The following is a 26,106-nucleotide window of genomic DNA, read 5'->3' on the forward strand; positions in this document are numbered from 1 at the left end:
GTTTTTTTTTAAGCTCGAACTAGCTGGTTTTATCCGATTACCTGAAGGTATCGGCCCACCCTGGATAGCCAGGGTGGGGAACCACTATATCCTGCTTATTCCTGATCGCCTTCTGGGGCTTCAGGCTGCTGCTCGGGCTCGGAGGCACCGGACACAAAGACCGGATCTTCCGAAGGCTCAGGAGCCGATGCGAACGGGTTTTCCAGTTCACGGGCTGCTTTGCGCTCTGCCACTTCAAAGGCTTCTTTTTCCTTGCGGGCGGAATGGAAGGCCATACCGGTACCAGCAGGAATCAGACGACCCACGATCACGTTTTCTTTCAGACCACGCAGATCGTCGGTTTTGCCCATGATGGCCGCTTCGGTCAACACGCGGGTGGTTTCCTGGAAGGAAGCCGCCGAGATGAAGGAGTCGGTCGACAGCGAGGCCTTGGTAATACCCAGCAGCACGTTTTCGTACGTAGCTGGAATACCGTTTTCGGCCAGGACGCGATCGTTCTCGTTCAGCAGTTCGGAGCGTTCAACCTGTTCACCCGTGATGAAGTTGGTATCACCGGCATCCACAATGTTCACGCGGCGCAGCATCTGACGAACAATCACTTCAATGTGCTTGTCGTTGATCTTCACACCTTGCAGACGGTAAACGTCCTGCACTTCGTTAACAATGTAGTTGGCCAGCTTCTCGATACCCTTCAAGCGCAGGATGTCGTGCGGGTCGGCTGGGCCGTCCACAATCATCTCGCCCTTGTTCACCACTTGACCGTCGTGAGCCAGAACCTGTTTTTCCTTCGGAATCAGGAACTCGTGGCTGACGCCGTCCAGGTCGGTAATGACCAGACGCTGTTTGCCCTTGGTGTCTTTACCGAAGGAAACCGTACCCGTAACTTCGGCCAGCAGACCGGCGTCCTTGGGCGAACGAGCTTCGAACAGTTCGGCCACACGTGGCAGACCCCCGGTAATATCCCGAGTCTTTTGCGATTCTTGAGGAATACGCGCCAGAATCTCACCCACGGACACTTGCTGACCGTCGCGAACGGTAATCAGCGCACCCACTGGGAAGGAGATATTGACCATGTGGTCGGTACCAGCGATCTTGATCTCCTGACCTTGCTCGTTCAGCAGCTTGATCTGAGGACGCATGGTGATCTTGCCACCACGTGTCTTGGGAGTGATCACAACCAGAGTCGACAGACCAGTCACTTCGTCCACTTGACGAGCCACGGTCACGCCTTCTTCGATGTTCTCGAAGCGAACGGTACCGGTGTACTCGGACACGATAGGACGGGTCAGCGGATCCCAGCTTGCCAGACGTTGGCCAGCCTTGATGGCTTCACCATCGCCCACCGTAATGGTGGCGCCGTAAGGCACTTTGTGGCGTTCGCGTTCGCGGCGGTTGTCGTCAAAAATGACGATTTCACCGGAACGGGAGATCGCAACACGTTCGCCCTTGGCGTTGGTCACGTAGCGCAGACCGATTTCAAAACCGATCGTACCGGCCGTCTTGGTTTCCACCGAGCTTGCCAGCGCTGCACGCGAAGCCGCACCACCAATGTGGAACGTACGCATGGTCAGCTGAGTACCCGGTTCACCGATGGACTGAGCAGCGATAACACCGATGGCTTCACCACGGTTAACCAGCACACCACGGCCCAGATCGCGACCGTAGCAGCTTGCGCACAAGCCGTGACGGGTTTCGCAAGTCAGCGGAGTACGGATCTTGACTTCATCAATACCCAGGTTGTCGATCAGGTCGACCAGGTCCTCGTTCAGCAAAGTGCCGGCGGGGATAACCAGTTCCTGATTGTCAGGGTTGACGATGTCGGTCGAGGCCACACGGCCCAGAATCAGATCGCGCAGGGGCTCGATAACCTCACCACCATCCAGGATGGCTTTCATGGTGTAGCCGCCCTTGGTACCGCAATCGTCTTCGGTAATGACCAGATCTTGAGTCACGTCGACCAGACGACGAGTCAGGTAACCGGAGTTAGCCGTCTTCAAGGCCGTATCGGCCAGACCCTTACGAGCACCGTGAGTCGAAATAAAGTACTGCAGTACGTTCAGACCTTCACGGAAGTTCGCGGTAATAGGCGTTTCAATAATGGAGCCATCAGGCTTGGCCATCAGACCACGCATACCAGCCAGCTGACGAATCTGTGCAGCCGAACCACGAGCACCGGAGTCCGCCATCATGTAGATGGAGTTGAAGGACTCTTGGCGTACTTCTTCACCAAAACGGTTGGTCACTGGCTCGGAAGCCAGTTGCTCCATCATGGCCTTACCCACGCGGTCACCGGCTTTGCCCCAGATGTCCACTACGTTGTTGTAGCGTTCCTGAGCCGTCACCAGACCGGAGGAGTACTGCTTGTCAATTTCTTTAACTTCGTTGCTAGCCTGAGCCAGGATGCTTTCCTTGACGACAGGCACAACCATGTCATTCATCGCGATGGAAATACCACCACGAGTTGCCAGACGGAAACCGGACTGCATCAGCTTGTCCGCGAAAATCACGGTGGCACGCAGGCCGCAGCGACGGAAGGACTGGTTGATCAGACGCGAAATTTCTTTCTTCTTCAACGCACGGTTCAGTGCGGTGAAAGGCATGCCCTTGGGCAGAATTTCGGACAGCAAGGCACGGCCAGCAGTCGTTTCGTAACGCTTGATGGTCTTGACCCACTCACCGTCTTCGCCCTTCTCGAATTCTTCGATACGGACGGTCAGACGAGTTTGCAGCTCGACTTCCTTGTTGTCGTAGGCGCGCTGAACTTCAGCCACGTCAGCCAGGAACAAGCCTTCGCCCTTGCCATTCACCAGTTCGCGGGTCGCGTAGTACAGACCCAACACGATATCCTGGGAAGGAACGATGGACGGTTCACCGTTGGCGGGGAACAGCACGTTGTTGGAGGCCAGCATCAGGGTGCGCGCTTCCAGCTGGGCTTCCAGCGACAGCGGCACGTGAACGGCCATCTGGTCACCGTCAAAGTCAGCGTTAAAGGCGGCACACACCAGGGGGTGCAGCTGAATCGCTTTACCTTCGATCAGGACCGGTTCAAAAGCCTGAATACCCAAACGGTGCAGCGTAGGCGCACGGTTCAGCATGACCGGATGTTCGCGGATCACCTCTTCGAGGATGTCCCACACCACCGGTTCCTGGCTTTCCACCAACTTCTTGGCTGCCTTGATGGTCGTAGCCAGACCCATCAATTCCAGACGGTTGAAGATGAAAGGCTTGAACAGTTCCAGCGCCATCAGCTTGGGCAGACCGCACTGGTGCAGTTTCAGCTGAGGACCCACCACAATCACGGAACGACCGGAGTAGTCCACGCGCTTGCCCAGCAGGTTCTGACGGAAACGACCGCTCTTGCCCTTGATCATGTCAGCCAAGGACTTCAGTTGACGCTTGTTGGCGCCAGTCATGGCTTTACCGCGACGACCGTTATCCAGCAAGGAGTCCACGGACTCTTGCAGCATACGTTTTTCGTTGCGCAGGATGATGTCCGGAGCCTTCAGTTCCAGCAGACGCTTCAAACGGTTATTACGGTTGATAACGCGGCGGTACAGATCGTTCAGGTCGGAAGTCGCAAAGCGGCCGCCGTCCAGTGGTACCAGCGGACGCAGGTCCGGTGGCAGCACGGGCAGCACTTCCATGATCATCCAGTCTGGCTTGATGCCGGATTTCTGGAAGCCTTCCAGCACTTTCAGACGCTTGGAGATCTTCTTGATCTTGGCATCCGAGCCAGTGGCTTTCAGTTCGGCACGCAGGCGCTCGACTTCGCGATCGATGTCGATGGTACGCAGCAGTTCGCGCACGGCTTCCGCACCCATCAGGGCGTGGAAGTCGTCACCGTATTCTTCAGTCTTGGCCAGGAAATCGTCGTCGGACATGATCTGACCGCGCTTGAGCGGGGTCATACCAGGTTCGATCACGCACCAGGCTTCAAAGTACAGCACGCGCTCGATGTCACGCAGGGTCATGTCCAGCACCATGCCCAGACGGGATGGCAGGCTCTTCAGGAACCAGATGTGAGCAACCGGGCAGGCCAGTTCAATGTGACCCATGCGCTCGCGACGCACCTTGGAGACGGTGACTTCAACGCCACACTTCTCGCAGATGACGCCACGATGTTTCAGGCGCTTGTATTTACCGCACAAGCATTCGTAGTCCTTGATGGGACCAAAAATCTTGGCGCAAAACAGGCCATCGCGCTCGGGTTTGAACGTGCGATAGTTGATGGTCTCTGGCTTGCGGACTTCTCCGAAAGACCAGGACCGGATCTTCTCGGGCGAGGCGATGCCGATCTTGATGGCATCGAACTGCTCGTCCTGAGTGACTTGTTTAAAGAGATCGAGTAGCGCTTTCATTATTTACGCTCCAAATCCATGTCCAGGGACAAGGAACGGATTTCCTTGACCAGAACGTTAAAGGACTCCGGCATACCGGCGTCGATCACGTGGTCACCCTTGACAATGTTCTCGTAGACCTTGGTACGGCCGGCGATGTCGTCGGATTTAACCGTGAGCATTTCCTGCAGGGTGTAGGCGGCGCCATAAGCTTCCAGCGCCCAGACTTCCATCTCCCCGAAACGCTGACCACCGAACTGCGCCTTACCACCCAGCGGCTGCTGAGTAACCAGCGAGTATGGGCCAGTGGAACGAGCGTGCATCTTGTCATCGACCAGGTGATGCAGCTTCAGGTAGTGCATGTAGCCTACGGTGACCATACGCTCAAAGGCTTCGCCGGTACGACCATCAAACAGGCGAACCTGAGTGCGGTGTGGTGCCAGCTGCAGGTTCTCGGCGATGTCGTCAGGGTAGGCCAGACGCAACATCTGGTCGATTTCCTGCTCGGTTGCACCGTCGAACACTGGCGTTGCCAATGGCAGACCTTTCTGCAAGTTGGTGGCCATGTTCATCACTTCGTCGTCAGTCAACTCGTTGATGCGAGTCTTCTTGCCGGCAGTGTTGTAGACCTTGTCCAGGAACGCGCGCAGTTCGGAAACCTGCACGTTCTTTTCTTCTTGCATCATGTCGTTGATGCGGTGGCCAATACCCTTGGCAGCCCAACCCAGGTGAACTTCCAGAACCTGACCCACGTTCATACGCGAAGGCACGCCCAGCGGGTTCAGAACGATGTCCACAGGAGTACCGTCAGCCATGTGCGGCATGTCTTCCACGGGAACGATGCGGGAAACCACACCCTTGTTACCGTGACGACCGGCCATCTTGTCACCAGGCTGCAGACGACGCTTAACAGCCAGGTAAACCTTGACCATCTTCAGCACGCCAGGAGGCAGCTCGTCGCCTTGGGTGAGCTTCTTGCGCTTTTCTTCAAAAGCCAAGTCGAACTGGTGACGCTTTTGCTCCAAGGATTCCTTGGTGTGCTCCAGCACCAGTGCGTGTTGCTCGTCAGCCAGACGGATGTCGAACCACTGCCAGCGATCCAGATCGTTCAGGTAATCAGCGGCCAGCTCGGTGCCCTTGGGCAGCTTGCGTGGACCACCGTTGACGGTTTTGCCGACCAGGAACTTCAAGGCACGGTCAAAGGCGTCGTCTTCAACGATTTGCAGCTGGTCGTTCAGGTCCTGGCGGTAGCGACGCAGTTCATCATCAATGATGGACTGGGCGCGCTTGTCACGCTCGATACCTTCACGGGTAAAGACTTGAACGTCGATCACCGTACCGACCATGCCCGAAGGCACGCGCAGGGAGGTGTCTTTAACGTCAGAGGCTTTTTCACCAAAAATGGCGCGCAGCAGCTTTTCTTCCGGAGTCAGCTGAGTTTCACCCTTGGGTGTCACTTTACCGACCAGCACGTCGTCGGCACGCACTTCGGCGCCGATGTACACAATGCCGGAATCGTCCAGACGGTTCAGCTGAATTTCGGACAGGTTGCTGATATCGCGAGTGATATCCTCAGGCCCCAGCTTCGTGTCACGGGCAACAACCGTCAGCTCTTCGATGTGAACCGAAGTGTAGCGATCATCAGCCACGACCTTCTCGGAGATCAGAATCGAGTCCTCGAAGTTGTAGCCGTTCCAGGGCATAAAGGCGATCAGCATGTTCTGACCCAGAGCCAATTCGCCCAGGTCAGTCGATGCGCCGTCAGCCAGCACGTCACCACGAGCCACGATATCGCCACGTTTGACGATAGGACGCTGGTTAATGTTGGTGTTCTGGTTGGAACGGGTGTACTTGGTCATGTTGTAGATATCTACACCGACCTCGCCAGCCACGTTCTCGTCATCGTGCACGCGAATAACCACGCGCTGTGCGTCAACGTCTACCACCACACCGCCACGACGGGCTTGTACGGTTGTACCCGAGTCAACAGCAACAGTACGTTCGATACCGGTACCGACCAAAGGCTTCTCAGGGCGCAGGCAAGGAACTGCCTGACGCTGCATGTTGGCGCCCATCAGTGCTCGGTTGGCGTCATCGTGCTCCAGGAACGGAATCAGCGAAGCAGCCACAGACACGATCTGCGAAGGAGCCACGTCCATGTAATGGATGTTCTCTGGCGCAGTCATCATGGTTTCGCCAGCTTCACGGCAGGCAACCAGATCGTCAGCAAAGGCACCGTCTTCGGTCAACTCGGCGTTAGCCTGAGCGATGACGTAATTGCTTTCTTCAATAGCCGACAGGTAATCGATCTGTTCACTGACCTTGCCGTCAACAATCTTGCGGTAAGGCGTTTCCAGGAAGCCGTACTCGTTCAGACGAGCGTACAGCGCCATGGAGTTGATCAGACCAATGTTTGGACCTTCAGGCGTTTCAATCGGGCACACGCGACCGTAGTGGGTTGGGTGCACGTCGCGCACCTCAAAGCCCGCACGTTCACGAGTCAGACCACCAGGGCCCAGTGCCGAAACACGACGCTTGTGCGTGATCTCGGACAAGGGGTTGGTTTGGTCCATAAACTGCGACAGCTGGCTGGAACCGAAGAACTCTTTAACAGCCGCAGAGATGGGCTTGGAGTTGATCAGATCGTGCGGCATCAGGTTTTCGGTCTCGGCCTGGCCCAGACGTTCCTTGACAGCACGTTCCACACGCACCAGACCGGCGCGGAATTGGTTTTCGGCCAATTCGCCAACGCAACGAACACGACGGTTACCCAGGTGATCGATATCGTCGATCTGACCGCGGCCGTTACGCAGACTCACCAGCACCTGAATGGTGTCCAGGATGTCTTCGTCGGTCAGGGTCATGGGACCTTCAATGCTGTCACCACGGCCCAGACGGCTGTTGACCTTCATACGACCCACGCGCGACAAGTCGTAGGACTCTTCGCTGTAGAACAGACGGTTGAACAGGGCCTCAACCGCTTCTTCGGTTGGTGGCTCGCCGGGACGCATCATGCGATAGATCGCGATACGGGCAGCATTGGAATCCGCTGTTTCATCCGTGCGCAGGGTCAGGGAGATAAAGCCGCCCTGGTCCAGTTCATTGATGTACAGGGTCTCGAAATCACGCACATTGGCTGCGCGCATTTCGGCCAGAATGGATTCGGTGATTTCGTCGTTGGCGTTGGCAATCACTTCGCCGGTTTCGGCGTTGATGATGTTCTTGGCCAGCACACGACCCAGAAGGAAATCTTCCGGGATGGAAATGTATTCGATCTTGGCTGCTTGCAGGTCGCGCAAATGCTTGGCATTGATACGCTTGTCCTTTTCAACCAGTACGCGACCGTCACGGTCGGTAATGTCGAAACGGGCAACCTCGCCCTTCCAGTGTTCTGGAACGAATTGCAGCTTGCCACCTTCCTGGTGCAGTTCGATGTGATCGAACTCGAAGAAGTGGGCCAGGATCTGCTCTGGCGTCAGGCCAATGGCCTTTAGCAAGATAGTCACAGGCATCTTGCGACGACGGTCGATACGGAAGAACAGAATGTCCTTGGGATCGAACTCGAAGTCCAGCCAGGAACCACGGTAAGGAATCACGCGCGCCGAGAACAGCAACTTGCCCGAGCTGTGCGTTTTACCGCGGTCATGTTCAAAGAACACGCCGGGGGAACGGTGCAGCTGGGAAACGATGACTCGTTCGGTACCGTTGATCACAAAAGAGCCGTTATCAGTCATCAGGGGCATTTCGCCCATGTAGACTTCTTGCTCTTTTACTTCCTTGACGGTAGGCTTGCTCACCTCGCGGTCCATGAGGACCAGACGAACCTTCGCCCGCAAGGGGGAGGCATAGGTCAAACCACGAAGTTGACACTCTTTGACGTCGAACACCGGCTCGCCGAGCGTATAGCTCACGAACTCTAGCCGCGCCATTTGGTTATGGCTTACTATTGGAAATATGGAACTGAAAGCTTCCTGCAAGCCTTCAACCTTACGCTGAGAAGGCAGCGTGTCCTTCTGCAAGAAGGTTCTGAAAGAATGCAGCTGGGTAGCCAACAGGTAAGGAACCTGCTGTACGTCTTCACGTTTGGCGAAGCTCTTGCGTATGCGCTTTTTTTCGGTGTACGAATAAGGCATGAGCACTCCGACTCAAGGGTTACACGGACCGTCAACCACGGCCCTGGTTTACGACTCTAAAAAACCCGACTTTCTACAATACTAATTAAAAATCGTGGGTTTTCTGGAAACGCAAAAGCCCGGGAAGGCTTGAAACGCATTCCCGGGCATCTATCGATACTCTTACTTGAGCTCGATCTTGGCGCCAGCTTCTTCCAGCTTCTTCTGAGCGTCTTCAGCATCAGCTTTGGACAGGCCTTCTTTAACAGCCTTAGGAGCACCGTCAACCAGATCTTTGGCTTCTTTCAGGCCCAGACCGGTGATTTCGCGCACGACTTTAATGACGCTAACTTTGTTTGCGCCAACGTCAGCCAGGAACACGGTGAATTCGGTTTGCTCTTCAGCGGCAGCAGCAGCGCCACCAGCAGCAGGAGCTGCAACAGCAACAGCGGCGGCAGCAGCCGACACACCGAATTTTTCTTCCATTTCTTTGATCAGCTCGGACAGTTCGAGCACGGACATTGCGCCGATGGCGTCAAGGATTTCAGCTTTAGTAGCCATTTTTAAGAACTCCAGATATTAGGTAAATGCCAGGTTTGGTTGTCGTTCGCAACGACGAAGTTTCCTGAAGGAAAACCGCTTACGCAGCTTCTTTCTGATCGCGCACAGCCGCCAGGCCGCGAACAAACTTGGTGGGAACTTCGTTAAGCGTACGCACAAAAGTAGCGATAGGTGCTTGCATGGTGCCCAGCAGTTTCGCCAGCAATTCGTCGCGCGAGGGCATTGTGGCCAGAGCCTTAACACCATCAGCATTCAGAACGCTATTGGGCAGCGCACCGCCCATGACGACCAATTTGTCATTGGTCTTGGCAAAATCTGCAACGACTTTCGCCGCAGCAACGGGATCTTCACTGATGGCGTACATCAGAGGACCCACGAGCTGGCTGGAGATACCGTCAAACGAGGTACCTTCCAACGAACGACGAACCAGGGTGTTTTTCAACACACGCAGGTAGACGCCAGACTCACGCGCTTTTTTGCGCAATACGGTAGCAGAAGCGACGTCCAGACCACGGTACTCGGCGATAATGATCGATTGGGCCTTTGCCAGTTCGGCAGTGACTTCTTCGATGACTACCGCTTTCTCTTCACGATTGAGACTCACGGTTGAACACTCCTTCAAACGATGTCGGGAAGGCTTCCCAACATCAACCGAATGCGGCGCACCTGGACGAGTTCTATTACGAATTCTTCCACGGGCGCCGTCTACGTTGGATGGGACGTTTTGCCCCGATTAAGCAGTGAGATGACAAGTCAGCCAACTGCTCCAACGGTCTTTGACAGCAGTGACCCTGTAAACAGGATCACAGCCCAAAGTTCTTTTTTTCCAACTGTTGATTAAACAGTCAGAGATGCAATTTCAACACGTGCACCGCCACCCATGGTGGAGGACACGGCAACCTTGCGCAGGTAAACACCCTTGGCAGCGGCTGGACGAGCCTTGTTCAAGGCGTCAACCAGAGCAACCAGGTTGGTCTGCAGCTGTTCAACGTTGAACGAAGCGCGACCGATGGTGCTGTGAATGATACCGGCCTTGTCAGTACGGTATTGAACTTGACCAGCCTTGGCGTTCTTGACAGCCGTGGCAACGTCAGGAGTCACAGTACCAACCTTGGGGTTTGGCATCAGGCCACGAGGACCCAGAACCTGACCCAGGGTACCAACAACACGCATGGTGTCGGGCGAAGCGATCACAACGTCAAAGTCCATTTGACCGGCTTTGATTTGCTCAGCCAGATCGTCCAGACCAACGATGTCAGCACCAGCTTCACGAGCGGCGTCGGCTTTTTCACCTTGGGCGAAAACGGCAACACGCACGGATTTACCGGTACCAGCAGGCAGAACCACCGAGCCACGGACCAATTGGTCGGACTTACGGGGATCGATGCCCAGCTGAACAGCGATATCGATGGATTCGTCGAACTTGGCAGTGGCAGTGTCTTTCACCAGGGCCAGAGCTTCGGCCACAGGGTAGAACTTGTTGCGGTCGATCTTGGCAGCAATAGCGGCTGCGCGTTTGCTTACTTTAGCCATGACTTACACCACCCCTTCAACGTTGATGCCCATGCTGCGAGCGCTACCAGCGATGGTACGCACAGCGGCGTCCAGATCGGCAGCGGTCAGGTCGGGTTGTTTGGTCTTGGCGATTTCTTCAGCCTGTGCACGAGTCAGCGTACCGACCTTGTCCACGTTAGGACGTGCAGAACCGGATTTGATACCAGCAGCCTTTTTGATCAGGATGGTTGCTGGAGGAGTCTTCATGATGAACGTGAAGCTCTTGTCAGCAAAAGCGGTGATCACCACAGGAATTGGCAGACCGGGTTCCAGACCCTGTGTCTGGGCGTTGAACGCCTTGCAGAATTCCATGATGTTCAGACCGCGCTGACCCAGCGCTGGACCGATTGGAGGGGATGGGTTTGCCTTACCAGCTGGGACTTGCAGCTTGATAAAGCCGACGATTTTCTTCGCCATGCTTAGCTCCTTGCGGGTGATGACGCCTGACACATGATGCGGCAGGCTTCCCGGGGGTTGTAATTAATCAGGTCTTTTCGACTTGATCGAAATCGAGTTCAACGGGGGTGGCGCGACCGAAAATAGTAACGGTGACACGAACCTTGTTTTTCTCGTAGTTAACTTCTTCGACGTTACCGTTGAAGTCTGCAAACGGACCGTCCTTGACGCGTACCAGTTCGCCCACCTCAAACAGCACTTTGTGCCGTGGCTTCTCAACGCCCTCTTCCATTTGCGACAGGATTTTTTCCACTTCGCGCTCGGAGATAGGAGCGGGACGGTTACCGGAACCGCCCAAAAAGCCGGTGACTCGCGGCGTACTTTTTACCAAGTGCCAGGTTTCGTCGGTCAAGGCCATCTCGACCAGGACGTAACCGGGGTAAATACGTCGCTCTGTAATTGATTTCTTGCCGTTCTTTACTTCAACGACTTCTTCCGATGGAACCAGAATGCGACCAAACGCTTCTTGGAGATCAGCGCGTTCAATGCGCTCCACCAGAGCTTTGTGCACGCTTTTTTCCATGCCGGAATAAACGTGAACCACATACCAGCGTTTGCTCATGTGTGCCCTTTATTTCCAGCCCAGCAACAGGCCATAAATGATCCAGCCGAGCCCTTTGTCAATCAGCCACAACAAGATGGCCATAACGGCAACAAACACAAAGACGATACCCGTCATTTGCGTTGCTTCTTTACGGGATGGCCAGTGGACGCGACGTACTTCCGTGTAGGCATCACGAGAAAAAGCGACCAGGCGGCGGCCTGTATCGCTAAACCAGATGATCAATACGGCGACGATTAAGCTGGCTACAAATACCCCAGCGCGAACCAGTGAATTTTGGCCATCCAGAACGGAATAGCCAACAATACCGGCGGCGACGACTAGGACCGCTAGGCCCAGCTTGATGCGCTCGGAACCTCGGTTAACGGTTTCTACGTTGGTATTCGACATATTCCGACGAGTGACGCCACGCGAGATGGTGGCGAGTGACTGTGGTGGCAGGGGCAGAAGGAATCGAACCCTCAACCTTCGGTTTTGGAGACCGACGCTCTGCCAATTGAGCTATACCCCTATACCTTGACAAACCGTAGCGCGCTACTTTGCTACGTTTGGCTTTTAGGCAAAAGAGGATATTAACCTCTTTCGCCCAAAATTACTACTCTTTTTTTACTTCAGGATCTTGGCTACGACACCAGCGCCAACGGTACGGCCACCTTCGCGAATAGCGAAGCGCAGACCTTCTTCCATGGCGATAGGAGCGATCAGGGACACTTTCATCGAAATGTTGTCGCCTGGCAGAACCATTTCCTTGTCTTCTGGCAGCTCGATCGTGCCGGTCACGTCAGTTGTACGGAAGTAGAACTGAGGACGGTAGCCCTTGAAGAAAGGAGTGTGACGACCACCTTCTTCTTTGGACAGAATGTACACTTCGGCGTCGAAGTCAGTGTGTGGCTTGATCGAACCAGGTTTGGCCAGAACTTGACCACGTTCCACGTCTTCACGCTTGGTACCACGCAGCAGCAGACCGACGTTATCGCCAGCTTCGCCTTGGTCCAGCAGTTTGCGGAACATTTCAACGCCGGTACAAATGGTCTTGACCGTGTCTTTGATACCCACGATTTCGATTTCTTCGCCGACTTTGATGATGCCGCGCTCAATACGACCGGTCACAACCGTACCACGGCCGGAGATCGAGAACACGTCTTCAACAGGCATCAGGAACGTACCGTCAACAGCACGCTCAGGCGTAGGAATGTAGTTGTCCAGCGCTTCGGCCAGAGCCAGAACGGCTTGGCTGCCCAGTGGGCCTTCGTCGCCTTCCAGAGCCAGTTTGGCCGAACCCTTGATGATCGGGGTGTCGTCGCCAGGGAAGTCGTACTTGGACAACAGCTCGCGAACTTCCATTTCAACCAGTTCGATCAGCTCTTCGTCATCGACCATGTCGGCCTTGTTCAGGAACACGATGATGTAAGGAACGCCAACCTGACGGCTCAGCAGGATGTGCTCGCGAGTCTGGGGCATTGGGCCGTCAGCGGCCGAGCAAACCAAGATAGCGCCGTCCATCTGGGCAGCACCAGTAATCATGTTCTTGACGTAGTCAGCGTGGCCGGGGCAGTCAACGTGAGCGTAGTGACGGTTAGGCGTTTCGTACTCAACGTGCGACGTGCTGATGGTGATACCACGTGCTTTTTCTTCAGGGGCGTTGTCGATCTGCGAGTAATCGCGTGCTTCGCCGCCGTATGCCTTGGACAGAACCGTGCAGATTGCAGCGGTCAGAGTGGTTTTACCGTGGTCAACGTGACCGATAGTACCGACGTTGACGTGCGGTTTAGTCCGTTCAAACTTGCCTTTAGCCATGGCAGACTCCTGAAGGGATAGAACGATATAGAGAAGAGAGATGTGGTGCCCATGACGCGGATCGAACGCGTGACCTCTCCCTTACCAAGGGAGTGCTCTACCACTGAGCCACATGGGCATTCAACTTCAGCCGAGAGTGGCTAAAGATTTTTTACTTGGAGCGGGTGAAGGGGATCGAACCCTCGTCTTAAGCTTGGAAGGCTTCTGCTCTACCATTGAGCTACACCCGCAGACTTTTCTTCACCCTCTCCTAAAGTCGCCTTGCTGGCTGACTCTAGAAAAGTGCTGGTGGTGGGAGTTGGATTCGAACCAACGTAGGCGCAGGGCCAACAGATTTACAGTCTGCCTCCTTTAACCACTCGGACATCCCACCCGAAGCGAAAATCGAATTATGGACATGTTTTATGAAGTCGTCAAGCCTTTTGGGAAGAAAACTTAATAATTCGATGAAATTTTTAGAAAAACCTGATTTTGGACGCTTTTCTTACTGGTTTTGTCACTATTTTCAGGCTCTGGGGATGCCGCTTTTGAGCGCATTCAAAACCTGGAAATCAGGGTGAAATGCGGGTAAACACATAGATTTTTTCGTATTTTCAGCGCTTATTTTTGTAAGCAAAAGATACCGAATCGGATTTTCTGCTTTTAGCCCGGCTTTCGGGCCTCTTCCCTACCTCTCCCTTGCCTCCCCAAGACCCTCATCGTGCTGTTTTCTACTGACTGGAGCACAAGCAAGCAATCTGAAAATCACGCAGTCATGAGCTGCCGCCAAAAAAAGATTGGATAGCTGAGGAGTTTTAGGGGAGTAACCCATCATTCCAGAAGTTTTTCAAAGTCTTCCTCCACCAGTCGCTTCTTTTTCTTGCTCCAAGATGCTGACCAGTCACAAACCATGCTTCATGGCAAAGAAAAAGCCGACCTTAGGTCGGCTTTTCTACAGCAATCACATCGCCTTCAGCGTGGCGCGCACCTGACTTAATCCTCTGTTTGCTCCAGCAAGGACGACAGGCCCTGCTTTTCCAGCAAGGCATTCAGATGCTCCCAGCCATGGAAAGCGATCTGCAGCTGGCCCTTGTCCTTGGCACCGACCTTCAGGGTCACCTTGGTACCCAGGTGGTCGGACAGCACCTTTTCAAAGCGCTGTACGTCGCCATTGCGGCTGGCCTTGCTCTGGGCCTGCTTGCTGGCAGGCTCGTCATCCTCGTGCAGGGCACGGGCAACCAGCTTCTCGGTTTCACGCACCGACAGACGGCGGGCAATCACCTCGTTGGCCAGCATGATCTGGCGGGCAGCGTCCATGGCCAGCAAGGCACGGGCGTGACCCATGTCGATGTCACCGGCCAGCAGCATGATCTGTACGGGCTCAGCCAGGTTGATCAGACGCAGCAGGTTGCTGGTGGTCGAGCGCGAACGACCAATGGCCTGGGCGGCCTGCTCGTGGGTCAGACCGAACTCGTCCAGCAGACGCTTCACACCTTGCGCCTCTTCCAGCGGATTCAGATCTTCACGCTGAATGTTCTCGATCAGCGCCATGATGGCAGCGTTCTCGTCGCCTACTTCGCGCACCAGAACGGGCACTTCTTCCAGGCCGGCAATTTGCGACGCACGGAAACGGCGTTCACCCGCGATGATCTCGTACTTGCCCTTATCCTTGCCCGACAGGGGACGCACCAAAATAGGCTGCATCACACCTTGTGCGCGTATGGATTCGGCCAGCTCGTTCAAGGCGCCCTCGTCCATGCGAGTACGCGGCTGATACACCCCGGCCTTCAGCAGTTTGACGGGCAGGTTGGAAGGTGGGCCATCGCTCACCGCCGCTTCGCCCTTTTTCCCTATAGTTGCGATAGCGCCTGCGTCTGCGCCGAGCAAGGCATCCAAGCCTCGACCTAGACCTTTTGGTTTTCGTGTAGCCATGCTTACTTTCCTATTGATTCTTGTGTGCCTTACGCCTTATCGCTGCGGGAGTCTTTCTTCAAGCGCTTGATCAGCTCTTTGCCAAAGTCCATATAGGCCTTGGCGCCCCGGGAGTTCTTGTCGTAGACAATACCTGGCATACCGTGGCTTGGCGCTTCAGCCAAACGCACATTACGTGGCACAACCGTCTTGAACACCTTATCGCCAAAGTGTGTCTCGATCTGATTGGAGACTTGCTGCTGCAAGGTAACACGACCATCAAACATCACTCGCAGCAGACCAATCAACTGCAAATCCGGGTTGATATTGCGATAGACCCGCTTAACCGTATTGACCAGATCCGACAGCCCTTCCAGTGCAAAGTACTCGCACTGCATGGGGATGATGACCCCGTGCGCGCTGGCCAGGCCATTGAGCGTTAGCAGCGACAAGGTAGGTGGGCAGTCAATCAGCACGAAATCGTAATCGTCCAGTACCTGTGCCAGTGCCTGTTTGAGTTGTTGCTCACGCTCTTGCATCTGAATCAGGTCGATTTCCGCGCCCGACAGCTCCCTATTGGAAGGCAAGACGTCATAGCCACCTGTTTCTGAATGTATCTTGACGTTAGCAATGTTTTCATCGCCAATTAGCACCTGGTATAAATTACCAGACAGGCTGTTTTTATCAATGCCACTACCCATGGTGGCATTACCCTGAGGATCCAGGTCAATCAATAAAACTTTTTTCTTCAATGCTGCAAGCGCAGCGGCCAAATTGATTGCAGTGGTCGTCTTGCCCACCCCGCCCTTTTGGTTCGCAATACAAAACACATAGGCACGGGGAGATTTTTCGTCGTTTTTACTCATGATTATCCTTGCTGCACCAACCACACTAGACAACGCTGTGCCTCTAGCTCCGGTACGGTTAATGATTCTATTCGTTCGACCTGCCAGTTACTTTCAGATTGCAATGCGGCTATTTCCAAATCAGGTTCTTTACCCTTCATAGCTGCAATGCGCCCACCTAGGCGAACATGCCTGCCTGCCAAATTTACGAAATCAAGCAGCGAAGAAAAAGCTCGGGAAACCACAATATCTGCCTGCATGGGTTCCTGCTGCTCTACACGCACATGCATAGCCGACAAATTGGGTAAGGCCAAAGCCCCAACCATTTGTTGAACAAATGCCATTTTTTTCTCAACAGCATCAATGCAAGTAATGTTCCACGTGGAACATGATGCTGCCAAAACAACACCCGGCAAACCAGCCCCTGACCCTACATCCACAATCCGAACCGATTCTTGTGCCGAGCGATTGCTGCTGGCCAGATAGTTCTGGAACGGGCGGACAATCGACAGGCTATCAAAAATATGTTGCACCAGCATTTGATCTGGGTCACGCAGGGCGGTCAGATTATAGGTACGGTTCCAGCGCTGCAACTGATTAATGTAATCCAGTAGCTTGCGCACCAAGGCGGGGTCCTGATCCAGGCCCAAATCCAGCAGGGCCTGATTCAGGCGTTTTGAAAAAATATCGCTCATGCCGTTTGTTTGTTTTTTTGCTTACGCTTCAGGTGTACCAACAATAAAGAAACCGCCGCAGGTGTCACACCCTGAACACGTCCGGCCTGGCCAATGGTTAAAGGCTTGGCCGCCTTCAAGCGTTGACGCACTTCAATCGACAATCCTTTGATGTCGTCGTAATCCAGATCCTCTGGAATGGCTTGCTCTTCCAGAGCTGCCTGACGAGTCACCTCGTCCTGCTGACGCGCCACATAGCCCGCATACTTCACCTGAATTTCCACCTGCTCAACATGCACCGGATCTTCCAAGCCTGGACCTGCTACGGGCGTACCTTGATCATTCAGCACAGCCATCAGCTTTGCATAGTCCACTTCGGGCCGCTTGAGCAAATCGAAGAAGGAGTATTCCCGTTCGATGTTTTTACCTAACAGTGCGTTTGCCTGTTCGGCAGGCAAGTTGCGGGGGTTCACCCAGGTACCCTTCAAACGCTCGATTTCACGTGCGACTGCATCGCGCTTGCGATTGAAATGATCCCAACGAGCATCATCCACCAGGCCCAATTCACGACCAATTTCAGTCAGTCGCTGGTCTGCATTGTCTTCCCGCAGGCTCAAACGATATTCGGCACGGGAGGTAAACATGCGGTAAGGCTCGGTCACCCCACGGGTAATCAAGTCGTCTACCAGCACACCCAGATAAGCCTCGTTGCGGCGTGGGTACCACTGCTCTTTCTCTTGTGCCAAACGAGCGGCGTTCACCCCGGCCAACAAGCCCTGAGCAGCTGCTTCTTCGTAACCCGTTGTGCCATTGATCTGGCCAGCAAAGAACAAGCCACGAATCTGTTTGGTTTCCAGCGTAGGGTACAAGGATCGAGGATCGAAATAATCGTACTCAATCGCGTAGCCCGGACGCATGATGCGGGCATTTTCCAAACCAGGCAGGCTGCGCACCATAGCCAATTGGATATCGAAAGGCAAGCTGGTCGAGACACCGTTCGGGTAGATCTCGGTCGTGCTCAAGCCTTCAGGCTCCAAAAACACCTGGTGACTGCTCTTGTCCGCAAAGCGATGAATCTTGTCTTCGATCGACGGGCAGTAACGCGGGCCAATGCCCTCGATAGTGCCCTGGTCGCTATACATGGGCGAGCGATCCAAGCCCGAGCGAATAATGTCGTGAGTACGCTCGTTAGTGTGCGTAATCCAGCACGGCATCTGTTGGGGATGCATGGAAACATCACCCATATAAGAGAACACCGGAATCGGATCACTATCGCCGGGCTGAACTTCCAGACGGGAAAAGTCGATGGTGTTGGCATCAATACGCGGAGGGGTCCCTGTCTTCAATCGCCCTTGTGGCAATTGCAGTTCCCGCAGGCGATGCGCCAGGCTAATGGACGGAGGATCCCCTGCCCGGCCTGCAGAATAATTATTCAGGCCGACATGGACCAGCCCATTCAAAAAGGTACCTGCTGTCAGAACCACGGACTTGGCTTTGAACTCCAAGCCAATTTTGGTCACGGCACCCACCACCCGATCACCTTCCACAATCAAGTCTTCGACTGACTGCTGGAACACCATCAAGTTGGGTTGGTTCTGCAGAACCTCACGAATAGCCTTGCGGTACAAAGACCGGTCCGCCTGGGCACGAGTGGCGCGCACGGCTGGGCCTTTGGAACTATTCAGGGTACGGAATTGAATACCGGCATGGTCGGTTGCCAAAGCCATTGCCCCGCCCAGGGCGTCAACCTCTTTAACCAGATGCCCTTTGCCAATCCCCCCGATAGAAGGGTTGCAAGACATCTGCCCCAGGGTATCCATATTGTGGGTCAGTAACAGGGTAGACACGCCGGTTCGAGCTGCCGCTAAAGCCGCTTCGGTACCAGCATGTCCGCCGCCTATGACAATAACGTCAAACTCTTCGGGATAAATCATGTCAGAACAGCTAAAAAGTAAAAACCAATTATACGATTACCAGCGGTGTATGTTCCACGTGAAACACATGGAACCAACATCTGTTCCACGTGGAACACAGTTTTTTGCGTAAATACCACTGTGGATAACTTTGTGGAGAAACAGGCCGTTTTTTATCCCCAGGCTACCCTATGGGGTACAAGCTGCGCTTCCAAAGATTTTTTTTAGTCAGAATCCCCCAGGGAGCGAAGCCATAAAAGGCGCGCTTATCACTCTTAAATCCCCTAAAAGTGGCTATCTAAGCGGGTACCCCATGGCAGGTGGATAAAAGCAGCCCAAGCAGGCAGCAAAATTGTGGATAACAGAGCAATAAAAAGAAATACTGCCTGATGAACAGGAATACTGCCCAACAGTCTGGCGATAAGGAAATTTCCGCTGGCCTGGAGAAAATATAAGGCTTCGTTTTTTTAATCTGGCTACTTTGGCTGCAGGTAAAAAATGTCCTATGCGCAAAAAGAGAGCGCGCTCAGACAGCGCAGAACTTGCCTGTGATGAGACAGATACTTTGAAAAACCAGCAGTACCTTGAAGCCCGTCTTGAAACCTGGTTCCTTATCAGGAAGCCGAGTTTAGGACACAAGTTTGACCAAAAAAATTCCCGCAGCTCTAACAGGCATCCGTAGCGAAGTAGCTGGAGAAGAAAAACGGACAGCAGGAAAAGCGGCGCTTTAACCCTATATAGGCAGCAGCTATATCAATGTAAAAAACTGTCCTGAGCGATCGGTTCCACGATCAACAGATCCATGTGGAATCTATGGTATTTTCGACAAGAATTTGTCTGATACTTCACCACCCAACTTTTTGCTCAACTCTGAAGCGCGGGTGCATTTTTATTATTCATATCAGTAGACCCATGCAGATTACATCCAAGCTCCCTTCTGTGGGCACCACCATCTTTACCACCATGAGCCAGCTGGCGCTTGAACACAAGGCCATTAACCTGGGCCAGGGCTTTCCAGACTTCAATCCGGATCCGGCTCTGATCGAGGCTGTACACCAGGCCATGCTGGATGGCATCAACCAATATCCTGCCATGGCCGGCTATCCTGCCCTGCGAGCCGCTATTGCCAGCAAGACGCAGGCTCGTTATGCCCGCCTTTACAACGTGGATACGGAAATTACCGTTACCAGTGGTGCCACTGAGGCTTTGATGGCCAGTTTCCAGGCCTTTGTGCATGCAGGTGATGAAGTCGTCGTGATTGAGCCCTTCTACGACCTGTATATCCCCGCTATCGAGCTGGCCGGCGGTATTCCTGTTGCCGTCCCCATGACAGCGCCTAGTGAGGCTGTGCCCTACTACCGCGTCGACTGGGACCGTGTGGAGCAAGCCATTACCGGCAAGACCCGTATGCTGGTAATCAACTTCCCGCACAACCCGACCTGCACCATCTTGCAGCCCCAGGATCTGGATGCTTTGGAGCAAATTGTAGAAAAGCACCCTTCCCTGATCATCTTGTCCGACGAGGTCTATGAACACCTGACCTTCGATCAGAAAGAGCATCTAAGCCTTGCTACCCGCCCTCGCCTGGCAGAACGAGCAGTGATCGTTTCTTCCTTTGGCAAGACCTTCCACGCCACAGGTTGGAAAGTAGGCTATTGCTGTGCTCCTGCCAGTCTCAGCACGGAAATCCGCAAGGTCCACCAATACACCGTTTTTACCGTTCCCAGCCCCTTACAGGCCGGTTTAGCCACCTATATGCAGGATCCTGCTACCTGGGAGAGCTTGCCCGCTTTCTACCAGGAAAAGCGCGATCATTTGCATCAAGGTCTGCAGAACACCCGTTTCACACCTATGCCCAGTGAAGGGACTTTTTTCCTGCTGGCCAGCTATGAAAACATTTCGGAATTGTCCGAGCTGGAGTTTGCCAAGCATTTGAACCAGAACTACGGCGTAGGCGCGATCCCCGTCTCTGCCTTCTACCTGAATCCCAATTCTGAGCAGGCTAACCATCGTTTGCTGCGTTTTTGCTTTGCCAAGCAGGCCAACACCCTGGATCAGGCCATTGAACGCCTGAAAAAGGTCTAAAGGCCTTTCTTCCTGCCTTTATCAAACCGCCGTCAGGCGGTTTTTTTTCGTCCTGATTTTTGTGGACAAGTGCGGTGGCCGCAATCTTGCCTATATCTGCCACAGAAGCTCCACAAGGGCCATGTAAAACAACACGCCTCATGCGAGGCGCAGAACACCGACCTCAACCAACAAAACCCGCATCTTGTGATCCACAAGACACCAAGCGTGAAACAGCTAATTCGGCCTCTTCGTGCTGTCCTGTTGATAACTTTGGGGGTAAACCTGATTTTTTGCCCAGTTATCGCTTCTTTTCCTTTGATAAAAGAAAAATCTAGTCAGCTCAGCGGCTTTCCTGTTTCCGCTCCTGTAGCCAGCAAAAAAACTGACCTCAAAGTTAAAACCACAAAAAATATAGATATAAAACAAGGACTTATTTCAACATTCCAGGCCTTGAACATACTTTCCAACTGTGAAAATACACAGTTCAGCAAGCCTTTTCAGGCGCAGCAGGATTCGTGCATGCACCAGCACACGCTTTACCCACAAAATGTGGATAAGTCAAAAATTCAAACAGGATTGACCTAGTACAAGCTCCAGGCGCAGCAATCCCTGCAGCCATAGCAAATTCTTGGCCAAACACGTCGTCCAGGTAGAACTCCCCTCTTTTGCCAGCCTGGTCCTTTTCTTGAGTTTTTCTCATATTGAAAGAAAACCCAGGGAACAGACGACAAAGTCGATCTTGCACGGTTCTGAAAATTTATTTTCAGCCTTTGCGGCTCAAATTTCTGTATGCAAAAGCCGCATAAGCCAGCGTTGAGCGAGATCGTGATTTTTGTTCATGGACTGCATCTTAGTCGAGAACTTTTGGCTTGCAAAGGGCAGGGACCTGGCTTGCAGGGAGTTGAACTTATCTTATATAACAAGCACTTAAATCTTTTATTAGAATTATTGGATGGAGCCCTGTTGATAAGTCGAACAAGTGTCTTTAGCAATGATAAAACAAGAGCTTAGCGGTTTTTTTTCCGGGGATAGATCTAACGCTTACCGGTGGATGGTTTAGGTACAACTTTTAGACTTCACAAAGAAGTACCTACTTATGCCTTATGTATCCACACCCTGTTCACAATGCCCTTCCTAGAGCTTATCCACAGAAAAGAAAATTGTAACAGCGGGAAGAAAAGCGGATTTAGCAGGTTGGCTGCGTAAAACCGGTGTCCGTCATGATGATTTTCTCTGGCCAACGCAAAGCAGCCAGGTGAAAAGCCGAGTCTTCAGGCGTCTGGTCCTTGCGACGATCGCGCCAACGAGCTCCAACGGAAAAGTCCACGCAAAACGTATTTTTCTTTGCACCGTGCCAGGAAAATGGATCTATATCCTTGAATAATAAGGAGTATTTAGACATTTTCGCTGTTGGTTGAGGAAAAAGCTGACGCCAGTAGTGGCCAAAAACGACCGGAATATCGTCCTGGTAGCTGTTCCACCAGGGGGTACGGTCGGAAAAACGCCAACGGTTGCCAGCAAAAAACGGGCGATCCGCGGGACCTTCGGTTCCGGAAGTCAGCAAACGGATGGGGTTGAAGTCATTTTTGACCAAATCGTAGTCAATGTAGGCCTGCAATAAAGGCATCAGGGTCTTTGGATCTTCAATTTTTTCTTTCCATTCTTGTTTTGCAGCCAGATATTTATTCAGAATTCCTTTTGTTTCTGCATAAGTATCAGCTTTACGCTCACATTCAAAGAAAAAATCAAGAAAATCTTCGCTTTTTACCGATCTAATTGCATCAATAGCTGGATTATTCCAGGCGGCATGCACAATTCTGAGGTCATTTCTTTCCAATGCAATGGGTAGTGAGCTTAAAAACTTTCGGATTTCGTCTTTATTTTGAGGTTTTGCACGCTTGAATGGCGAGTAATTCTTTAAATCTGACTGATATCGCTGATCAAAATACCATCCTGATCCATCTTTCGCATCGTCTATCAGTAGATTGATTTCATGATTACCTAATATTCCTTTTGCTTTATTATTATTTATCAAGGACTTAAGGTATTCAATTACAGCAGGGCTGTTTGGACCTCGATCACAATAATCTCCCACGAATATCAGGCTACGTTGCTCCGGATGAGATCCATCTTCCTGGTAACCCAAGTTTTGGATCAGTTGTTGCAAGGCTTGAAGCTCTCCATGTACATCACCGATGATGTCTAAAGAACCAGCAGGTAAAGGCTGTACAAGAAAGTTGGGCATGGGTGAAGAGATCTTTATTTAACAATAACTATATATATAACTGGTAATGGATAATGGGTGTCTGTGGATAAGTGGCATAGATAGAAATTTACCTTTAATTTCAGCATCTTATTGACCACTTTTACCTGTGCACCACCCCAATGGAGTCGGTGGACCGAAACTGGACAAAATTTGAGGTCTGGAAAGACAGGCAACTTATCCCCCTTTCATCCACAGCACGTCCACAACAGGCCTTCTTGGAGCTTATCCACAGGGTCCCAGAGCCAGTAGCTGCCTTAAATATAGCTTTTTTGCCCAGTCCCTGACCGATTTTCTGGCCGGATCTGGCCCGCCTGGAGCGTCTGGATGAGCGGATGTCGGTGTTTGCACCAACACCATGTTGGAGTGCGAATTAAGTCCTTATAATATCCACAAACTATTCACTTTCTTATTAACTGCTGATTTCACCGGATTTTATATTTCCATTTTTGGTTTAATCTATTTTGTTAATAAAATTGTGGATTTCTTTGTTATCCAAATCTGTGGATAAGTTGGGTTATCACGATTGTTATTTTTTTTCTGTCCCAAACAAAACCCTGTTTTTGTAATTCAATAACGTGATTTTGTTTTTTGCTTTCAGTTTTTATCTCTGTCTTTAAAAAAAATAAAAATTAGCAATTCGAATTATTGTTTTTAATTGCTGTTTGGATTGCTTTCTTTTTATCCATCTTTCTTCTATTTTGACTGGTCTCTTTTTTTATTAATTTATTTCCTCAGAAAAAATAGAAATTAATCAATTATTTGAGTCTTTTTATCTCTATTCTCCAGTCGCTTTCTTTGATTATTTTTTGATCTCTTTCTGGGTTTTGTAGATAAAGTTTGCTTATTTTTAATAAAAAAATGACTTGAAGCAGAGTAGTAAGCATTGATTGATCGGGTTTAGTGGTGGAACCTATCTGCCGACCCGACCCGACCCGACCCGACCCGACCCGACCCGACCCGACCCGACCCGACCCGACCCGACCGCGGCGGCTCGGCTGTCTCATGAAGGTCTGGGTATTTGTTCAGTATTGGATATAAACCCAGTCCTACGTATCCGTTTCCTGGCACTCCCTCCCTTGCCCAAGCACTAGCACGCTTTATTGATCGTTCTCTGTCCGGATGCCAAACGTGGCTTTTTGGCGATAGTGGGGAATTCGTTTTGTCAGCTATCTACTTTGATAGGACAATCTGCTCAGCGTGGAACTTTCGGGGCATTTGGGTCGACAAAGCCTTGGGTTTGAATCGCAAATCGCTGTCAAAGTGAGGCGAAACAGGCGCTTGCCTGAGTACAGGGACAGCGTATTTCTGTCTGGGCTCGTGGAATCACCCACTTATCTTTAAGGGGTATGTTTTTTCCTTGTGAGCAGCAGGGGTATTCTCCTGCTAGCCCGTGGCCTGTATCGCTATAAGAAATAGCGCGAAATCTCCCCTCATGTAACAATTGCCGCTAAGGCTGTTTAATCCTTAAGTATCGTCTCGCTACTCTCCCCGTACTTCATGTCTCAACCGAATATCGAAGAAGCCGCTCAGGACTGGCACGGCTTGCTCCAGAAAGTGCCCCTGGCGGTCCGTGCTCATGTGCTGACTATCACTCAAGATAACCAGGACGAGCTTGCGACCCATTTTTATACGCATATGCTCAAGCACCCTGCCGCACAGGTGTATCTGTCGCACGATCAGGTACACAAGCGTTTGCATCGCTCCTTGCGCAGTTGGTTGGTACAGCTGTTTTCGGTGGATGAACACAGTGATATGCAGGATCAGGTCAAGCTGCAAAATCAGGTTGGCGAGGTCCATGCACGGGTTGGGGTGCCTGTTCATCTGGTGTTGCGCGGAGCACGCCTGCTCAAGGGCCGTTATGCCCGCTTTTTATTTGAATCTTCGACTATTAGCTCCGAGCAGGCCTGGGAGTGCTATCGCTATGTTCAGAACTTCATTGATCTGGCGATGGAGCTGATGAGCCATGCTTATGCCAATTCGCGTGAGCGTAAATCCCGTGCCGAAGAGTCTTATCGCCTGTTTGCCATTGTGCAGAACGTGGCGGCCGAGCGTGGCCGACAGCGAGCCGCGCTGCTGGATTGGGAAAACCTCTTCATGTTTGCGATGGCGGTCAACAATGGCGTGACGCCTGCCCCGCGGATTGGAGATTCGGACTTCGGTATCTGGTTCAAGCACAAGGGCGCGCATGCCTTCCAGGGCACGGTAGAGAGCCGTGAGATCCTGGATCTGATGAACATGATTGATACCGAGCTGATGCCCGCTTTCGAGCAAGGAGACGCGAAAGGACAGGTTCTGCGCCTGCATGAGCTGCGTGATCGAACCCGAGCCATTGGTTTGCACCTGGATCGCTTGTTTGAGCAGCAAAACGAGCTGGAGTCTGGCCGGGACGTGCTGACCCGCCTGTTAAGCCGTAAATACCTGCCTGTCGTGCTTAGCCGTGAAGTGGGCTATGCCCAGCAGCGGGGATCGCGTTTTGCGCTGCTGGCTGTGGATATAGACTTCTTCAAGCGCGTCAATGACACCTATGGTCATGATGCGGGTGATCGTATCCTGCGTCAGTTTGCCGAGCTGCTTAGCAATAGCGCTCGTGCCGGTGATTATGTGTTCCGTCTTGGGGGCGAAGAGTTCCTTCTGGTTCTGGTCGATGTGGATGCGGATGGCGCAATGCGTGCCGCCCGTAATCTGCGTCTGCGTATTCATGCGGAAACCTTCCGGGTTGTGGATGGGGAAAGCATGAATATCACCGCCAGTATTGGTGTGGCCTTGTACGATGGCCACCCAGATTACGAGCGCACGCTGCGCCGGGTTGACCGCGCCTTGTATCAAGCCAAAGAAGAAGGCCGCGACCGGGTCGTATACGTCTGACAGGACAGGCTTGTCCGCCCTTTTATGTCGTATGGCGGCAACCTGTGCTACAAGTGCGTATTGTTTTATTCCTGCCAGTGTTTGACGCCTGATTCCTGACTGTTGCGTGGCCCTTGATGTGGTGGCCCCGGTCGGATGTGGCGCGATAAACACAATTACATTGAATGGCATAAACGCTTTGGCCCTAGGCTGAAGCAGGATTTGTTT

The 26,106-nt window shown here is 52.6% G+C and carries 17 protein-coding genes and 4 tRNA genes; 3 read left to right on the forward strand and 18 right to left on the reverse strand.

The genetic code is table 11. The features are described from left to right. Positions 1-95 precede the first annotated feature (95 nt). The 17 genes from rpoC to mnmG all read right to left on the reverse strand — a co-directional run bounded on the left by rpoC (position 96) and on the right by mnmG (position 18,722). The gene (gene rpoC / locus DUD43_RS18805; protein WP_153231461.1) at positions 96-4,358 is read right to left on the reverse strand and encodes a DNA-directed RNA polymerase subunit beta'; all 4,263 of its coding nucleotides are present in this window, start codon (positions 4,356-4,358) and stop codon (positions 96-98) included. Then, positions 4,358-8,470 carry a DNA-directed RNA polymerase subunit beta gene (rpoB, locus tag DUD43_RS18810; protein WP_153231462.1) on the reverse strand — a complete coding sequence of 1,371 codons (4,113 nt, stop codon included), beginning with the start codon at positions 8,468-8,470 and terminating at the stop codon, positions 4,358-4,360. Before rpoB ends, rpoC begins: the two co-directional genes overlap by 1 nt. A gap of 162 nt (positions 8,471-8,632) precedes the next feature. After that, positions 8,633-9,010 carry a 50S ribosomal protein L7/L12 gene (gene rplL / locus DUD43_RS18815; RefSeq protein ID WP_003800851.1) on the reverse strand — a complete coding sequence of 126 codons (378 nt, stop codon included), beginning with the start codon at positions 9,008-9,010 and terminating at the stop codon, positions 8,633-8,635. Positions 9,011-9,089: 79 nt separating this feature from the next. Further along, positions 9,090-9,614 carry a 50S ribosomal protein L10 gene (gene rplJ, locus DUD43_RS18820; protein WP_153231463.1) on the reverse strand — a complete coding sequence of 175 codons (525 nt, stop codon included), beginning with the start codon at positions 9,612-9,614 and terminating at the stop codon, positions 9,090-9,092. Positions 9,615-9,847: 233 nt separating this feature from the next. Continuing rightward, complete coding sequence (rplA, locus tag DUD43_RS18825; RefSeq protein WP_042489519.1) at positions 9,848-10,543, reverse strand: 50S ribosomal protein L1; 696 nt, start codon at positions 10,541-10,543, stop codon at positions 9,848-9,850. 3 nt (positions 10,544-10,546) lie between these two features. Next, positions 10,547-10,981 carry a 50S ribosomal protein L11 gene (gene rplK / locus DUD43_RS18830; RefSeq protein WP_009464323.1) on the reverse strand — a complete coding sequence of 145 codons (435 nt, stop codon included), beginning with the start codon at positions 10,979-10,981 and terminating at the stop codon, positions 10,547-10,549. 67 nt (positions 10,982-11,048) lie between these two features. After that, on the reverse strand, positions 11,049-11,582 hold the full coding sequence (gene nusG / locus DUD43_RS18835) for a transcription termination/antitermination protein NusG (protein ID WP_009464325.1): 534 nt from the start codon (positions 11,580-11,582) through the stop codon (positions 11,049-11,051). Between the two features lie 9 nt (positions 11,583-11,591). Further along, positions 11,592-11,972, reverse strand: coding sequence for a preprotein translocase subunit SecE (secE, locus tag DUD43_RS18840; RefSeq protein WP_009464327.1), 381 nt, complete (start codon positions 11,970-11,972; stop codon positions 11,592-11,594). A 45-nt stretch (positions 11,973-12,017) separates the two neighbouring features. Next, positions 12,018-12,093, reverse strand: a tRNA-Trp gene (locus DUD43_RS18845). Between the two features lie 95 nt (positions 12,094-12,188). Next, positions 12,189-13,379, reverse strand: coding sequence for an elongation factor Tu (gene tuf / locus DUD43_RS18850; RefSeq protein ID WP_153231464.1), 1,191 nt, complete (start codon positions 13,377-13,379; stop codon positions 12,189-12,191). Between the two features lie 43 nt (positions 13,380-13,422). Beyond that, positions 13,423-13,497, reverse strand: a tRNA-Thr gene (locus tag DUD43_RS18855). A gap of 38 nt (positions 13,498-13,535) precedes the next feature. Next, positions 13,536-13,609, reverse strand: a tRNA-Gly gene (locus DUD43_RS18860). A gap of 56 nt (positions 13,610-13,665) precedes the next feature. Continuing rightward, positions 13,666-13,752, reverse strand: a tRNA-Tyr gene (locus DUD43_RS18865). Between the two features lie 599 nt (positions 13,753-14,351). After that, positions 14,352-15,290 (reverse strand): ParB/RepB/Spo0J family partition protein, encoded by a 939-nt coding sequence (locus DUD43_RS18870; protein ID WP_153231465.1) that lies wholly within the window; start codon positions 15,288-15,290, stop codon positions 14,352-14,354. Positions 15,291-15,319: 29 nt separating this feature from the next. Beyond that, the gene (locus DUD43_RS18875; protein ID WP_153231466.1) at positions 15,320-16,135 is read right to left on the reverse strand and encodes a ParA family protein; all 816 of its coding nucleotides are present in this window, start codon (positions 16,133-16,135) and stop codon (positions 15,320-15,322) included. Positions 16,136-16,137: 2 nt separating this feature from the next. Then, positions 16,138-16,809 (reverse strand): 16S rRNA (guanine(527)-N(7))-methyltransferase RsmG, encoded by a 672-nt coding sequence (gene rsmG, locus DUD43_RS18880; RefSeq protein WP_153231467.1) that lies wholly within the window; start codon positions 16,807-16,809, stop codon positions 16,138-16,140. Continuing rightward, positions 16,806-18,722 (reverse strand): tRNA uridine-5-carboxymethylaminomethyl(34) synthesis enzyme MnmG, encoded by a 1,917-nt coding sequence (gene mnmG, locus DUD43_RS18885; protein ID WP_153231468.1) that lies wholly within the window; start codon positions 18,720-18,722, stop codon positions 16,806-16,808. Before mnmG ends, rsmG begins: the two co-directional genes overlap by 4 nt. An 891-nt stretch (positions 18,723-19,613) precedes the next feature. Here mnmG and DUD43_RS18890 point away from each other — a divergent pair. Together DUD43_RS18890 and DUD43_RS18895 are read left to right on the forward strand one after the other, a co-directional pair. Further along, on the forward strand, positions 19,614-20,786 hold the full coding sequence (locus DUD43_RS18890; RefSeq protein WP_153231469.1) for a methionine aminotransferase: 1,173 nt from the start codon (positions 19,614-19,616) through the stop codon (positions 20,784-20,786). A gap of 207 nt (positions 20,787-20,993) precedes the next feature. Beyond that, positions 20,994-21,353 (forward strand): hypothetical protein, encoded by a 360-nt coding sequence (locus DUD43_RS18895; protein WP_153231470.1) that lies wholly within the window; start codon positions 20,994-20,996, stop codon positions 21,351-21,353. Between the two features lie 601 nt (positions 21,354-21,954). Here the strand turns inward: DUD43_RS18895 and DUD43_RS18900 are convergent. Then, positions 21,955-23,013 carry a metallophosphoesterase gene (locus DUD43_RS18900; protein ID WP_153231471.1) on the reverse strand — a complete coding sequence of 353 codons (1,059 nt, stop codon included), beginning with the start codon at positions 23,011-23,013 and terminating at the stop codon, positions 21,955-21,957. Positions 23,014-24,531: 1,518 nt separating this feature from the next. Here DUD43_RS18900 and DUD43_RS18905 point away from each other — a divergent pair. Then, complete coding sequence (locus DUD43_RS18905) at positions 24,532-25,899, forward strand: diguanylate cyclase (protein ID WP_153231472.1); 1,368 nt, start codon at positions 24,532-24,534, stop codon at positions 25,897-25,899. Positions 25,900-26,106: the final 207 nt, after the last annotated feature.

It is taken from the genome of Alcaligenes faecalis, from assembly GCF_009497775.1.
GTDB lineage: Bacteria > Pseudomonadota > Gammaproteobacteria > Burkholderiales > Burkholderiaceae_B > Alcaligenes > Alcaligenes faecalis_D.